Source organism: Streptomyces sp. NBC_01463, assembly GCA_036227345.1.
Taxonomy (GTDB): Bacteria; Actinomycetota; Actinomycetes; order Streptomycetales; family Streptomycetaceae; genus Streptomyces.
Genome location: CP109468.1, coordinates 1,182,234 through 1,196,608, shown reverse-complemented (window position 1 = coordinate 1,196,608; position 14,375 = coordinate 1,182,234). Strand labels below are relative to the sequence as shown.

The window sequence follows — 14,375 nt, the reverse complement described above, 5'->3', positions numbered from 1 at the left end:
GTGACCGGAATTCCGCACCGAATTTCCGGCCCGGAATCCGATGAGGAACCCGTGGCTTGTTTCCGCCGTCCCGGCTCGCTTACGTTCGCTGTCAATCCGGACGGACCGCCTAATCCTGCCGCCGTCCGGAATTCGCACCCACTCACCGCGTGGCAGGAGCGGGGGAACCAGGTAAGCCGCCGACCGGGTAATCCGGCCGGCTCGGGGTGAAGTCGCGCCAGTCGCGACCGGACATCTCCAGTCCGAACCCGACAGCTCACCTCGCAGGCGCCGGAGAGGAAAACCTTCATGCCCATATCGGGTAAGCACCGCCGTCCCAAGTCCAGCACCATCGCCCGTGGCGTCGTCGTCGCGAGTGCCGGCGGAGCCGTCATCGCGCTTCCGCTGCTCGGCGCCACCGGTGCCAACGCCGCGGAGCAGGCCGCTCCCGCGACCTCGAAGTCGGCCGCCGCCACGCACGCCACCCCGGCCAAGCCGGTGGCGAAGGAGCAGGCCGGCTCCAGGACGTACTCCGTGGTCTCCGGCGACTACCTCTCGAAGATCGCCGCCCAGCACAAGCTCAAGGGCGGCTGGGAGAAGCTGTACCAGGACAACCGCAAGGTCGTCGGCGACGACCCGAGCCTGATCTTCCCGGGCATGAAGCTGACGCTCGGCGGCAAGTCCGCGGCGCAGACCTCCACCGGCGCCACCACCCCGTCGAAGGCCCCCTCCAAGGCCCCGGCGAAGACCGAGACGAAGGCCTCCACGGTCTCCAACTCGTCCTCCTCCGACGCCTCCTCCTCCAAGGAGACCTCGGCCCCGGCGACCCAGAGCGACAGCTCCGGCTACGTCCACCCGGTCCCGGGCAACCACACCACCGCCTACCGTGCCTCCGGCGCCAGCTGGTCCAGCGGCAGCCACACCGGCATCGACTTCCCCGTCGCCACCGGCACGAGCGTGAAGGCCATCACCTCCGGCACCGTCGTCACCGCCGGCTGGGGCGGCGCGTACGGCAACGAGGTCGTCATCAAGCACGCCGACGGCCACTACTCGCAGTACGGCCACATGTCCTCGCTCTCCGTCTCGGCGGGCCAGACCGTGACCGCGGGCCAGCAGGTCGGCCTCTCCGGCGCCACCGGCAACGCCACCGGCCCGCACCTCCACTTCGAGGTCCGCACGGGCCCGGCGTACGGCTCGGACATCGACCCGATCGCCTACCTGGCGTCGCACGGGATCAACGTCTGATCCAGCAACCACCGGTCCGGTGATCCGGGCCTGAGCAATGCATAGAGGGACGGTGTGCGGCGGCGCACCGTCCCTCTGCTTATTCCCCCTTTACCAAAAACTGACCGGGTGGTCTATCTCACCACCCGTCAACCCCTTATTACGGTCGCGTAGGTCACATTCGGCGGTGCAGGATAAGCCCTTGTGGCAGACGATTCGAACAACATCCAGCAGGGCGTCAACAACAGACAGGGCGCCATCGGGTCGTACGCGGCGATTGGCGACAGCTTCACCGAGGGAGTCGGCGACCCCGGCCCGGACGGAACGTTCGTCGGCTGGGCCGACCGGTTCGCGGTACTCCTCGCGGACCAGCTCCCGGGCACCGGCGCGACGGGCGCCACGGGCCCCGCGCACGGGAATTTCCGATACGCCAATCTCGCCGTACGAGGACGCCTCCTCGACCAGATAGTCGAGGAGCAGGTGCCGCGCGCCAGGGAACTCGCCCCCGATCTGGTGAGCTTCTGCGCGGGCGGCAACGACATCATCCGGCCGGGCACCGACCCCGACGACGTGGCCGAACGCTTCGAGCGCGCGGTCGCCGAACTGACCAGGTCGGTCGGCACCGTCATGGTCACCACCGGCTTCGACACCCGCAACGTTCCCGTGCTGCGCCATCTGCGCGGCAAGATCGCCACCTACACGGCCCATGTGCGGTCCATCGCCGACCGCTACGACTGCCCGGTCCTCGACCTCTGGTCCCTGCGCTCGGTGCAGGACCGGCGGGCCTGGGACGACGACCGGCTGCACCTGTCGCCCGAGGGACACACCCGGGTCGCGCTGCGCGCCGCCCAGGTCCTCGGCCTCGACGTGCCGGCCGACCCGGACCAGGCGTGGCCGCCGCAGGTGCAGCGCGGAACATTCGAAGTACGGCGCGACGACATCCACTGGGCGCGCGAGTACCTGGTCCCGTGGATCGGCAGGCGGTTGCGCGGCGAGTCCTCGGGGGACCACGTCGGGGCCAAGCGGCCCGACCTGCTGCCTCTCTGAGGGACCCCGCTGTCCTCAGTCCCCCCGGGCACCCGGACCACCGGCCGGGGTGCCCGGGGGGACTGACGCCGGCGGGGGCGTCGCCGGTATGCGCTCCAGTACACCGCCCGCGAAGACGTCGTACAGCGGCAGCGTCTCCAGGTGCACATAGCCGATGTGGCAGTCGCAGACGGCCAGCGGGCAGGCCCGCGGCCCCAGCGCCCGGCGGTAGCTGCCGTCGTAGAGATTGCCGAGCTCGGCCCGGACGAAATGGCAGCGGCGCACCGTGCCGTCACCGTCCACCGAGATCACCGACTCACCGGTCCGGCACGGCAGACCGGCCGAGCGGTGCGGATGGCGGCTGTACGGGAACAGCGGGTCGACCGCCGTCCACCGGTCCGCCTCCTCGTCCGTGTAGGTGTGCCCCTCGGCGGCGTTGACCCAGAGGTAGACCTCGTCGGGCAGGGCCGCCCGCAGCCGCCGCGCCTCGTCGAGATGGCCGTCGAGACCGACCACCCCCACGCTGTGCCGGATCCCCAGGGACGCCAGCTCCCCGCACCGGGCGAGGAAACGCTCGTACGGTGTCTGGCCCGGGTGGTACGTGCACCAGAGCGCGATCTTGTCGCGGCCCGCCGCGCCCGCGGCGGCCAGCCACTGCGTACGGCCGCTGAGGTTCGTCTGGATCGCCACCCGGCGGATGTGCGGCAGCCGGGACAGCTCGACCAGTGCCCGGCGGTACCAGGAGCGCACCAGGCCCTCGCCCCACGGTGTGAACAGCACCGAGATCCGGTCCCCGGTCTGCGCCGCCGCCCACGCCGTGAACCGCTCCAGCGCGGCCCGGTCGGCCCGCAGCTGCTCCCGGCTGTCACGCCGCTTGGCGAACGGGCAGTAGGGGCAGTCGTAGTCGCACGACGCGAGGGGGCCGCGGTAGAGGATCGTCAGGTCCATACGGGGCTCACTTCAGCTCGTACGCGGCCATCGCGGCCCGTACGGCGGGGGAGAAGAGGTCGGGGCCCAGCGCGTCGGAGTGGGCGAGGCCCTCGGGGGACAGCCGCAGCAGGCCGCCGGCCGCCGCGCCCGCGTCGAGCCAGCCCCGGTCCCCGAACCGCGCCAGCTCCTCGGGGAAGTCCTCGTGGGGCGACGTACCGAAACGCTCGCGGTACTCGGACACGTGCAGCCCCTCGGCCTGCAGCACGGACTGCAGGAGGTGACGGCGGCGCGCCTCGTCCCCGTCGGTGAACCGTCCCACCTCCGCGTGCGAGAAGTCCTCGGTGGCGGTGTAGCCGTCGATGATCGCCCGCACCTCGCGCATCTCCACCGCGTAGTCGAAGGAGTAGTGCAGCCGCGAGGTGTACGAACGGGCGCCGCAGCCCAGGCCGATCATGCCGTCCGTCTGGCAGGCGTAGTCGTCGGGGCCGTCCGTCCGCGGGGCGTCCGCGCGGCGGAACATGCGCATCGACACCTGCTCGTAGCCGTGGGAGAGGAGATGATCGCGGCCGGCCCGGTACAGCCGCAGCCGCTGCTCGTCCCAGGCCGCGTCCGCCACCGCCTCCCCGGCGGCCCCGAGCCGGCCCAGACCGGTCAGCGGACGCACGTACAGCGGGTACAGATACAGCTCCTCGGGCCGCCACTCCAGGGCCGCGTCCAGTGAGGTGCGCCAGCTGCGCCCGGTCTGGCCGTCGATGCCGTAGATCAGGTCGATGTTGAGGAGCGGGATGCGGGTCTCCCTGATCAGTCCGAGGGCCTTCTCCACATCGGCGCGGCGCTGCGGACGGACCGCCGCCCGGGCCTCGGCCTCGACGAAGCTCTGCACCCCGATGCTGATCCTGGTCGTCCCCCGGTCGGCCAGGACGGCCAGCCGGTCGGCGGTGGCGGTCGACGGCGAGGTCTCCACGGACAGCGGCACGGAGCGCAGATCGGCGCCCATGCGCTTCTCCGCGATGTCGCACAGCCGCTCCAGCTCGCCCGCCGTCAGGTACGTGGGTGTCCCGCCGCCGAACGCGGCGGCGGCGAAGCGCACCGGTTCCTCGTCGCCCAGGGCGTCCCGCACGGCCGACGCCTGCCGGTCCAGCGCGTCGAGGTAGCGGGTGGTGAGCTCGTCCGGCGCGCCGATCCGGGTGAAGAGGTTGCAGAAGCCGCAGCGGACCTCGCAGAAGGGTATGTGGAGATAGAGCGAGAGCGCGTCCTTGCGCTCACCCGCCCACAGCTCGCTCAGCGCGGGCCGCCCCTCGGGGTGCTCGGAGAGTCTGCTGTACGCCGTCTTGTGCGGATAGGCGTAGACGTAGCTCTGGTACGGGCGGACGGTGTGCAGGCCGGTCATCGTGCGGAGGCCCCCGGTTCCAGGAAGAAGTGCGCGTACGGAACGGTCCACACGGACTCGTGACCGAGCCGGTGACCGGTGTAGCCGTCGTCGCCGTACGCCGTGCCGTGGTCGGAGCAGACGATGGCGAAGGCGCGGCGGCGACTGCTCACGGCGGCGAAGAGGCGCCCGATGTGGGCGTCCACGTACTCCAGTGCGGCGGCGTGGGTGGCGCGGGTGTCGCCCGCGTCGCGGGTGGCACCCGGGCGGTGGAACCAGTTCGGCTGGTGCAGGGCCGACACGTTCACGAAGAGGAAGAGCCTCTGGCCGGCCGGGAGCTCTCCGACCACCTGCTCGGCGCGGGCCACCTGGGCCTCGAACGAGGTCGGCGAGGCGACACCGAACTCCGGCTCCCAGTGCGCCTCCTGGAACATTCCGGGCAGCACCGAGCCCAGTGGCGCCCGTTGGTTGAAGAACCCCACTCCGCCGATGCACACCGTTCGATAGCCGGTCCGCGCGAGGCCCGAGACCAGATCGGGCGTGTCGAAGACGTAGGTGCGCTCCGCCGTCGTCTCACTGCCGGCGAACCGTGCGGCGAACAGCCGGGGGTGCGGGCCGGGGGAGGCGGGGGTGGGCAGGAACCCGGCGAAGATCGCCTGGTGCGAGGCGAAGGTGAAGCTGCCCGGGGCGTGGCGCTTCTCCCACACGCCGCCCGGAAGATGCCGGGCCAGATGCGGGATGCGCCCGGCGGCGGCGAGCTCCGCCGCCACGTCGTACCGCAGGGTGTCCAGGGTGACGAGCAGCAGATCGTGGCTGCCCACGACCTCGCTCATGTCGGGACCGGTGGCGGCCATGACGCCGGAGGGGGGTTCAGGACGGTGCGCTGACACGGTGGTTCCTTGATCGGTTCAGTACGGCGGCGACCTGCGCCGCGTAGGTGTCCAGGCCCTCGGCGCCGCTGCCCGGCAGACCGGTCAGCCGCGGCAGCAGATCACCGAAGGCGTTGACCTCGCCGACGGCGAAACGCCGCCAGCCGGTCGCGGGCAGCAGATCGACGCCCACGCACAGCGTGTCCGGGAAGGCGGCGGCGGCCTGCTCGCACACGGCCAGCGCCCCGGCCCAGCTGCCGCCCGCCGCCGCGACGGCGGCCCGCACCTCGTCCAGATCGCCGCGGGCGCCGCCGAGATGCAGATTGGTCATGGGGGAGCGGCTGGTGCGGACGACGGCATGGGTGGCGCGGCCGTCGACCACCACGACGCGCAGATCCGCGACCCGGCCCCGCTGCGAGGCCTTCGGCAGCCACCGTTCGACGTGCAGACCGTCCGGCGCGAGCGCGTCGACGATCGCCGCGACCTCGCGCTCCGTCGTGCAGCGGCGTACCCGGAGGGAGTTGTAGAGGCGGCCGGCCGGGTCGCGCTCGACCGAGGTGGTCGCCCGGACCCGGCCGGGGCCGGCCGTCTCCAGGGCCATCACCCCGGACGCGGAGGACCCGTGCGCGGGCTTCACGAACACGCGCGGCATGCGGTGGTCCGCCATCAGCTCACGCACATCGGCCCAGTCCCGCACGGCGGGCGCGGCCGGTCCCGATGTGGGCGATGCGGGAACGGGGACGCCCGCCGCGGCCAGGACACCGTGGCACAGCCGCTTGTCGAACAGCACCGCGATGTCGCCGGGGCCGTCCAGCAGGACGGCGCCCGCGGCCGTCGCCGCCCGGGCCACCTCTCGTACGGCGGAGGTGAAGCGTGCGTACCAGAGGGCCGAGCCCTCCACCCGGGTCGGGTCGTCGACATCGCGCAGCAGCCGCTCGACCTCGGCGTCCTCGCCAGGCGACTCGACACGCACGGTCTCCCCGGCCCGGAAGACCGCGTCGCCCTTCAGGACGTCGAGCCACGACACCGTACGGGCCGGCGGCAGCCCGGCGGCCCGCACCGCGTCCTGGAAGAGGCCGACCCGGCGGTTGCCGGGATTGCCGACGACCACCAGGCGCGGCGCGCTACTCGCTGACCGCGACATAACGGGGCTCGTCGTCCTCGGGATCCCAGTAGTCCGCCTCGTCGAGGTCCACGTGGACGCCCTCGCGGGCACACAGCTCACGGGCGCGCGCCATCACCGGATCGGTGAGGTAGTGGTGGTGCAGGTCGAGCGAGGTCAGATGGGTGAGCGGCTGACCGTCGAGCAGGGCCAGGGCGCCCGTGTCGCTGAGCGTTCCCATGGCGAGCGAGAGCGACTCCAACTGCGCGACGACCGGCGCGGACGCCACTGCCGCGGCGATCTCGTCCTGGATCTCGCTGTTCTGGAGGCCGAGATGGCGCAGCCGGGGAAAGCCGCCGCCCGCGAGGAGCGGCCTCATGTCCTCCACGGTGGCGTCACCGCCGTACCACGAGGCACCGAACCAGAGCTCCAGCCGCTCCAGCGCGGGCAGTTCGCTCGCGCCGACCGCGCGGACGACGGGCCCGGGCAGACCTCCGGACTCGAACCGCAGCGACTTCAGCGCCTGATGGCGCACCGGGCGCAGCCGCAGTCTCCCCAGCGTGTGGTCCGCCTCCCCGCCGCCGCGCACCACCAGCTCCTCCAGGTGGGGGAACGCATCGATCAGCGCGGTGACGTCCGACATCTCCAGCCAGGACACCTCGCACTCCTCGCCGACGACATCGGCCAGGAACAGCCCGCGCAACGCCGGGAAGCGGCTCGCGTCCGCGCTGATCAGCTCCGCCACCGGAGCGAAGGAGCCGTAGTCCTCGACCCACCAGGGGCCGATCAGCAGCGCACGGACCCCGGCCGGGTCGACGGAGTCCAGGAAACGCCGCCAGACCCCGGGGAAGGCCGGCTCCTCCCAGGCACAGTCCAGCCGCCAGGCCACGGAGTCCGCCGCGGGCAGGGACGCCGCGGACACATCGTCCGCCGCCGGCGGCAGGGTGAAGACCGGCAGGCCGTGGAAGGTGCCGGGGTGCTCGATGTCCGTCATCGCGCTCTCACTCCGACACCGTGACGTAGCGGCCCGCGGCCCCGCGGTCGCCCCACGGCTTGCAGCGGTCCGACAGGTCCACCCGCACCCCGTGCGGCTCCAGCGACTCCGCGACCCGGCGCTCCATCGGCTCGGTCAGGAAGTGGTGGTGCAGATCGAGGACATCGAGATGCGTCAGCGGCTGGCCCTCCAGCAGTGCCGCCGCACCCTCGTCGCCGAGCGTGCCGCAGGACAGGTCGAGGGTGCGCAGCCGGGCCACGAGCGGCGCCGATGCGACGGCGGTCGCGATCTCGTTCTCCACCTCGCTGTTGCGCAGACCGAGATGGTGCAGAGCCGGAAAACGCGTCCCCGACAGCAGCGGTGCGAGATGCGTGACATCGGTGTCGCCCCCGTAGGCGGAGACGCCGAGCCACAGGTCGAGGCGCTCCAGCGCGGGCAGTTCACTGTCGAGAACCCCGCGCACCACCTCCACCGGCAGTCCGCCCGTCTCGACGGTGAGCGCACGCAGCCGCTCGTGCTCGGTGGCCGGGAAGACGAGCCCGCTCCCGCCGCGCACCCCCAGCTCCAGCAGCGCCGGGAAAGCGGTGAGGAGTGCGGTGACATCGCTCTGCTGGATCCACGAGATCTCCGCCTCCTCCATCGTCAGGTCGCCGACGAACACCGCCTCCAGCGACGTCAGCCGCTCGGCGGCGGCGATCACGAGACCGATCGGGTACGACGAGTCCTCCTCGTACGACTCGCCCCACTGCCCGATGATCAGCGCACGGACGCCGGCCGGGTCCACCTCCTCCAGAAAGGCGGTGAACTCCTGCTCCCAGGTGCGGTCCTCGTCCTCGTACGGCTCGACGAAGACGCGCCAGGCCACCGCGTCGGCGGCGGGCCGGGGGCCGTCCTCCGTCCCGGTCTGGAAATCGACGGCCGGAAGGCCGAGCAACTCGTGCAGGTGGTGCACACCGGACATGGCCCTGAGCTCCTGATGACGGCGACGGGTTGATGTCCGCAAGGTCTATCAAGTCCCACTGACAACGCGGCGACCGGGCTCCGCCGACGGCGCGCACCGGCCGGTTGTCAGACCCCCGCCGTAGCGTTTTCCGTGTGGCCGGCACAGCGGGTGCCGGTGCGGAGGGGAGACGTCTGTGTACCGGCAGGGCGACGTACTGATCATGGCGCTGGAGGAGTCCGCGGTGCCCGCGAACCTCCTGGAGGCACCGGGCGAACTGCGCGACGGGCGCGGCCGGCTGGTCCTCGCGCTCGGCGAGGTCACCGGACACGCGCACGCGGTGCCGGGCCCGGGCCGGCTGATCCGGGAGGGCGGGGTGTTCGGTCCCATGCTGCTCCATCTCCCCGACGGGGGCCGCGTCGTCCACGAGGAGCACGCGGTGATCTCGCTGCCGAAGGGCTGGTTCCGGGTGGTGCGCCAGCGCGAGTACGCACCGGGCGCGGTCCGCATCGTCGCGGACTGAGCCGAAGCGGGAACACCCGCGGGCGCACCGGGCGTCCCGAACGCGGCATACAGAAGCGACGCGCATACGCGTGGAAGCACAGCAACTCAGGAACAGGGGACGGGGAAACCGATGCAGTACGTGGACTCATGGCGGGCCGTGGCGGCGGCGACCGGTGCGGCGGACCGGGCCGCGGCCGAGGACGGGGTGCGGCTCGCCTACCGCAGCGCCGGTCTGGCCGAGCCGGAGGAGTTCGTCTGGGCCGATTCGCCCAGGGCCGCCGTCGAGGCGGTGGGGAAGCTGACCGACCCGGGGCGCTCGGTGCGTGAGGACGTACGGACCCGGCCCTGGGCGGAGGAACGGCGCCGGATGTACGACGAGTTGGGTCCGGCCGGCTGGTCCGCGCTGTGGTCCGCCACCGGGGCCCAGCTCTGGGAGACCACGTCCGCGCTCGCCGACCGGATACGGGCCGGTGTCGTGGCCGGTCTCGCCGTGCAGCCCGAGGACGAGTCGGCTGTCCGGCTGGTGCTGCTCGACGCGGTCCTGGGCCAGCACGACGCGGCCTGGCTCGCCGCGTTCGACGGCCGGGGCGACCGGCTCGACGGCCTCGCGGCAGTGGCGAGGAACGCGGGCTGGTGGTGGCCCTACGAGCGCACCGTGGTCATCAGTGAACGCCCCGAGGCGCTCCACCGCGACGAGGCGGGCCGGCTCGACTGCGGCGAGGGGCCCGCGCTCGCCTACCGCGACGGCTTCGTGCTGTACGCCTGGCGCGGCATGCCCGTCCCCGCAGCGTTCCTCGCGGAGCTGGGCGCACTGACCCCCGAGCGCATCCGGGCCGAGGAGAACGCGGAACTGCGGCGCGTGATGCTGGAGTTCTACGGATACGACCGCTACCTCACCGAGTCCGGCGCCGAACCGGTCCACCGGGACGAGACGGGCATCCTCTGGCGGATATCGCTCGACGGTGACGAGGACGTGGCCATGGTCGAGGTGGTCAACTCCACTCCGGAGCCGGACGGGACCAGCCGCACGTACTGGCTGCGCGTGCCGCCGAGGACCCGGACCGCCAAGGAAGGCGTCGCGTGGACGTTCGGGCTCGACGGCGATTCCTACGCACCCCTGCGCCAGACCTGACCGGCGGCCAGGCTTCGGGAACGAGGGCTTCAGGGAAGGAGAGTGTCCGGGAAGGAGAGCGCCAAGGAAGGGGGGCTTGGGACGGGCCAGGGCTTCAGGCGGTCAGGGCCTCGTGGTCGATGCCCAGTTCACGGGCGAGCGCCTCCTCGGTCCACTCCAGCATCGTGGCCCGGGACAGCGGACCCGCGTACGACGTCATCTGCACCGCCAGACCGTCCAGCAGTGCGGTCAGCCGCCAGGCCACGGACATCGGGTCGTCGCACTGGAACTCGCCCGCGGCCGCGCCCTCCTCGATGACCTCGGCCAGCTCCGCCTTCCACTGCTGGTCGAGATCGCCCGCCACGTTGCGCAGGGCGGGGTCGCGGAGAGAGGCCGCCCAGCCCTCGATCCACAGCCGCCAGCCCTTGGCCTGGCCCGTCGGCGCGTACCAGCGCACGGCGGCGCGCAGTCGGCGGACCGCCGTGGTGCGGCGGCTCAACAGCTTGCGCAGATGGGCGAGATCGGCCTCGGCGGCGTGCGCGAAGGCGGCGGCCACGAGCTTCTCCTTGGTGGAGAAGTGGTAGAGCACCAGGGCGTTGCTGACCCCGAGCACGGACGCGACGTCGGCGATCCGTACCGCGGCGACACCCCGCACCTCGATCTGCTCGACGGCAGCGCGCAGCAACTCCTCGCGCCGCTCGGCCACTCCCAACCGCACCCTTGCCACGGCTTCACCCTAACCAATGCCCGTTCCCGGGCAGGCCGGGGGCGGGCACGCTACCGACTCCGCACCCTTCCCGCGACCGGGCCGGGGCGGTGCGGTGTCGCGGGTGACCGGAACGGAAACGCAACTCGCCGGTCACCCGGGGCCGGAGGACCAGGCAGTCGGGCGGGGCGAAGCGACGCGGCGGCACAGACGGTCAGCGGTACCAGCCGAACCGCTCGGCCATCACCGGCAGCCGGTCGGCGACGACGGCGTGCGCCGCCGCGCGCGGCGTGCAGCCGTCCGCGGCGGCGCGGGCCAGCACGAGGTCGATGAGAGCGCGCATCGAGCGGCGGATGTGCGCGAAGGCCTCGTCCGCGTCCGCGCCGATATCGCCGAACAGGGTCCACCACCACCAGGCGTTGGTACCGGAGTTGACGACGACATCGGGCAGCACGGTGATCCCGCGCGCGGTGAGCCGTTCCTCGGCCTCCGGCAGGACCGGCATGTTCGCGGCCTCGACCACCCAGCGGGCCGTGATCCTGGCCTGGTTGGTGAGGTCGACGGCGTAGGAGACGGCCGCGGGGACGAGCACGTCCGCGTCCTGGGCCAGCCAGGCGTCGGCGGGCAGCTCCCGGTCGGTGTCGCGCAGCGCGGCGCGGTCCACCGTGCCGTAGGAGTCACGGGCGGCCAGGAGCGCCTCGACGTCGAGGCCGGCCGGATTGGCGATCGTGCCCTTGACGTCGGCGACGGCGACCACGCGCAGCCCGGCCCGGGACAGGAACCTGGCGGTGGCCCCGCCCATCGTGCCCACCCCCTGGACGGAGACCCGTGCGTCGCGGTGGGCGACGCCGGCCCTGTCCAGCGCGGCGAGCGCGGACTCGGCGACCCCGCAGCCGCCGGCCAGCTCGTCCAGGCCGATGCCGTCCACCTCGACGGCGAAGGCGTCGGCCAGCCGGCGCCGGGCCCCGGCCTCGTCGTCGAGCAGCGGATAGACCGCCTGGACCGTCGAGACGAGCCCGGCCTCGGCGGCGGCCCGGTCGACCAGGTCCTGGGTGAGCCCGAGGTCCTCGCCGGTGGTCCAGATGTTCTCCACGTACGGCCGCACCGCCCGCAGGTAGCGCACCAGGATGCCGTACGCCGCCGGGTCGCGGGGGTCGCAGTCGATGCCGCCCTTGGCACCGCCGAGCGGTATGTAGCGGGCACCGGCCCCGTCCGCGTCGAAGTGGAGGGCTTCCTTCATGGTCATGCCGCGGGCCAGGCCGGCGACCTCGTCCAGCGTGCAGCCCGCCCGCATGCGCAGCCCGCCGCTGGCCACCCCGCGCACCAGCCGGTCGACGACGAGGTGTCCCTCGCGGCCCGTGACGTGGTCCGTCCAGGTCAGCGAGATCAGCGGGGCGGGCGGGGACACCGGCGTCGTCGTCATCGGGGGTACTCCTCGGTCACTGCGATCGGGGCGGGCCCGGGGCGGTGCCGTGGTGTCCGGGGGAGCGGACCCGCCGCCCCCGGTACCGGCTCGACGATCTCTTACTGAATGGCCATTCAGTATCCGGTGATGGCGGCACCCTGTCAACGAGGCCTTTCCCGCCGCACCGCTCCGCCGCCCGCAGCAGCCGGATCAGGGACGAGAGGGACGCCGGATGCGGAATCCTGGGGCCGCGTCGGACGTTGCATCCGGCATGACGGCATTCGACGCACAGCAGGAGTCGCTGCTACGGCTGCTCACCGAGGGGAACGGCGGCGTACTGGTCACGCTCAGGCGGGACGGCAGACCTCAGTTGTCCAACGTCACCCACTGGTACTACCCGCAGGAGCACATCGTCCGCGTCTCGGTCACCGAAGGCAGGGCGAAGACCCGGAACCTCCTCCGGGACCCGAGGGCGAGCTACCACGTGACCAGCGAGGACCGCTGGGCCTGGACGGTCGTGGACGGCAGGGCCGACCTCAGCCCGGTGGCCGCCGACCCCGACGACGCGACCGTCGAGGAGCTGATCACGCTCTACCGCGACGCCCAGGGCGAGCACCCCGACTGGGACGACTTCCGCGCAGCCATGGTCAGGGACCGGCGAATCGTCCTGCGGCTCCACGTCGAGCACGTGTACGGGCAGCCGCGTGGCTGACACGGCACTCCCGGGGCGGCGTCGTGGGCGCCATCCCGTTGGCCGCTCCGCTCTCGCACTGTCGTACCCGCTGTCCATAATGAGACGACACCGACTCCCTCAGGAGATCTTGTGACCGGCGCTGACTCCAAGCTTCCGCTCCGCACCCGGCTGCGTGCGCTGCGTCCCGCGGCCTTCGGGGCCGACCCGGGCGGAGCCCGTATGGAGCGCATCCGCCGTTCCCCCAACTTCGCCGACGGCGTCTTCCAGAACCCGGTGGGCGCCCGGACCAGACCGTCCGGATCCGCGCTGGAGTTCGCCAAGGTCTACTTCCGCAAGGAGGAGCGGGTCCTCAGGGCCCCGACCGGGACCGTGCCCGTGCACGCCACGACCCTCGCCGACCTGGCCCAGCCCCCCGCCTCCGGTCTGCGGATCACCTGGATGGGGCACTCCAGCGTGCTCGCCGAGATCGACGGCCGGCGGGTGCTCTTCGACCCGGTCTGGGGCGAGCGCTGTTCCCCCTTCGCCTTCGCAGGGCCCAAGCGGGTGCACCCGGCGCCGCTGCCCCTCGGCACGCTCGGCCCGGTCGACGTGGTCGTGATCTCGCACGACCACTACGACCACCTCGACCTGCCGACCATCCGCACCCTCGCGGACACGGCCACGGTCTTCGCGGTGCCGCTCGGCGTCGGCGCGCACCTGGAGCGCTGGGGCGTGCCGGCCGACCGGATCCACGAGCTCGACTGGAACGAGTCCACGACCGTCGCCGGGATCAGCCTCACCGCCACCCCCGCCCGGCACTTCTGCGGCCGCGGTCTGCGCAACCAGCAGCACACCCTCTGGGCGTCCTGGGCGGTCGCCGGGCCCGAGCACCGGATCTACCACAGCGGTGACACCGGCTATTTCCCCGGCTTCACGGAGATCGGCGCCGAGCACGGCCCCTTCGACGCGACCATGATCCAGATCGGCGCGTACAGCCAGTACTGGCCCAAGGACCGGACGGACAGCAAGCCGGAGCCGGGAGCGTGGCCGGACATTCACATGAGCCCCGACGAGGGGGTCCAGGCCCATCTCGACCTCCAGGGCGGCGACCCGTCGGCGGGCGTCATGCTGCCGATCCACTGGGGGACGTTCAACCTCGCCCTGCACCCGTGGGCCGAACCCGCCGAATGGTCGATGCGCGCCACCCAGGTCGCCGGAGTGACGATGGCGTCCCCGCGGCCGGGCCAGCCCTTCGAGCCCGCCGACCCGCCGGCCGTCGACCCCTGGTGGCGCGGCGTGGCGGCCGAGCCGGCCCCCGGATGGGGGAACTGGCCGCCGGTGCACGTCCAGCTTCCCGGCGGTACGGAGACCGTCGCGGCGCCCGGCCTCGACCACGACCGGGCCGCCCGGGCCTGACCGCCCGGGGCCCGCGGCCGGATACCGTCCCCGCCCCGCGGGTGCGGACGCCCGGCCGGCCCACGGGGTGGATCGGCACTCGAACGGCGGTACGCTGCGCGCAGATGCTCACTTCCCCGGGGAGCGA

14 protein-coding genes and 1 riboswitch are annotated in these 14,375 nt (G+C 72.6%); of the genes, 6 read left to right on the top strand and 8 right to left on the bottom strand.

Annotation, left to right across the window (positions count from 1 at the left end):
• Positions 1–129: 129 nt before the first annotated feature.
• Positions 130–283, top strand: a riboswitch (cyclic di-AMP (ydaO/yuaA leader).
• 5 nt (positions 284–288) lie between these two features.
• Positions 289–1,224: a peptidoglycan DD-metalloendopeptidase family protein gene (locus OG521_05160; GenBank protein ID WUW20208.1), complete on the top strand. Its 936-nt coding sequence runs from the start codon at positions 289–291 to the stop codon at positions 1,222–1,224.
• A 183-nt stretch (positions 1,225–1,407) separates the two neighbouring features.
• The gene (locus OG521_05155; protein ID WUW20207.1) at positions 1,408–2,250 is read left to right on the top strand and encodes an SGNH/GDSL hydrolase family protein; all 843 of its coding nucleotides are present in this window, start codon (positions 1,408–1,410) and stop codon (positions 2,248–2,250) included.
• Between the two features lie 15 nt (positions 2,251–2,265).
• Here the strand turns inward: OG521_05155 and OG521_05150 are convergent, their stop codons facing one another.
• From OG521_05150 to OG521_05125, 6 genes are read right to left on the bottom strand one after another with little or no spacing between them, the layout of a single operon-like run.
• Positions 2,266–3,177, bottom strand: coding sequence for an STM4011 family radical SAM protein (locus tag OG521_05150; protein ID WUW20206.1), 912 nt, complete (start codon positions 3,175–3,177; stop codon positions 2,266–2,268).
• A gap of 7 nt (positions 3,178–3,184) precedes the next feature.
• Positions 3,185–4,549: an STM4012 family radical SAM protein gene (locus OG521_05145; GenBank protein WUW20205.1), complete on the bottom strand. Its 1,365-nt coding sequence runs from the start codon at positions 4,547–4,549 to the stop codon at positions 3,185–3,187.
• The gene (locus OG521_05140; protein WUW26576.1) at positions 4,546–5,361 is read right to left on the bottom strand and encodes an STM4013/SEN3800 family hydrolase; all 816 of its coding nucleotides are present in this window, start codon (positions 5,359–5,361) and stop codon (positions 4,546–4,548) included. Before OG521_05140 ends, OG521_05145 begins: the two co-directional genes overlap by 4 nt.
• Positions 5,362–5,398: 37 nt before the next feature.
• Complete coding sequence (locus tag OG521_05135) at positions 5,399–6,541, bottom strand: STM4014 family protein (GenBank protein ID WUW20204.1); 1,143 nt, start codon at positions 6,539–6,541, stop codon at positions 5,399–5,401.
• Complete coding sequence (locus OG521_05130; protein WUW20203.1) at positions 6,522–7,493, bottom strand: STM4015 family protein; 972 nt, start codon at positions 7,491–7,493, stop codon at positions 6,522–6,524. Before OG521_05130 ends, OG521_05135 begins: the two co-directional genes overlap by 20 nt.
• Before the next feature lie 7 nt (positions 7,494–7,500).
• Positions 7,501–8,454, bottom strand: coding sequence for an STM4015 family protein (locus tag OG521_05125; protein WUW20202.1), 954 nt, complete (start codon positions 8,452–8,454; stop codon positions 7,501–7,503).
• Between the two features lie 175 nt (positions 8,455–8,629).
• On the opposite strand from OG521_05125, the gene OG521_05120 reads away from it, so the two are divergent.
• Complete coding sequence (locus tag OG521_05120) at positions 8,630–8,956, top strand: hypothetical protein (protein WUW20201.1); 327 nt, start codon at positions 8,630–8,632, stop codon at positions 8,954–8,956.
• 111 nt (positions 8,957–9,067) lie between these two features.
• Complete coding sequence (locus tag OG521_05115; GenBank protein WUW20200.1) at positions 9,068–10,069, top strand: hypothetical protein; 1,002 nt, start codon at positions 9,068–9,070, stop codon at positions 10,067–10,069.
• A gap of 94 nt (positions 10,070–10,163) precedes the next feature.
• On the opposite strand, the gene OG521_05110 is transcribed toward OG521_05115, so the two are convergent.
• Positions 10,164–10,754: a TetR family transcriptional regulator gene (locus tag OG521_05110; GenBank protein WUW26575.1), complete on the bottom strand. Its 591-nt coding sequence runs from the start codon at positions 10,752–10,754 to the stop codon at positions 10,164–10,166.
• Between the two features lie 214 nt (positions 10,755–10,968).
• A complete protein-coding gene (locus OG521_05105) occupies positions 10,969–12,177 on the bottom strand; it encodes a glutamate dehydrogenase (GenBank protein ID WUW20199.1) in 1,209 nt (402 codons plus the stop codon).
• Between the two features lie 253 nt (positions 12,178–12,430).
• On the opposite strand from OG521_05105, the gene OG521_05100 reads away from it, so the two are divergent.
• Complete coding sequence (locus tag OG521_05100; GenBank protein ID WUW20198.1) at positions 12,431–12,871, top strand: PPOX class F420-dependent oxidoreductase; 441 nt, start codon at positions 12,431–12,433, stop codon at positions 12,869–12,871.
• A gap of 111 nt (positions 12,872–12,982) precedes the next feature.
• Positions 12,983–14,248 (top strand): MBL fold metallo-hydrolase, encoded by a 1,266-nt coding sequence (locus OG521_05095; GenBank protein WUW20197.1) that lies wholly within the window; start codon positions 12,983–12,985, stop codon positions 14,246–14,248.
• Positions 14,249–14,375 lie beyond the last annotated feature (127 nt).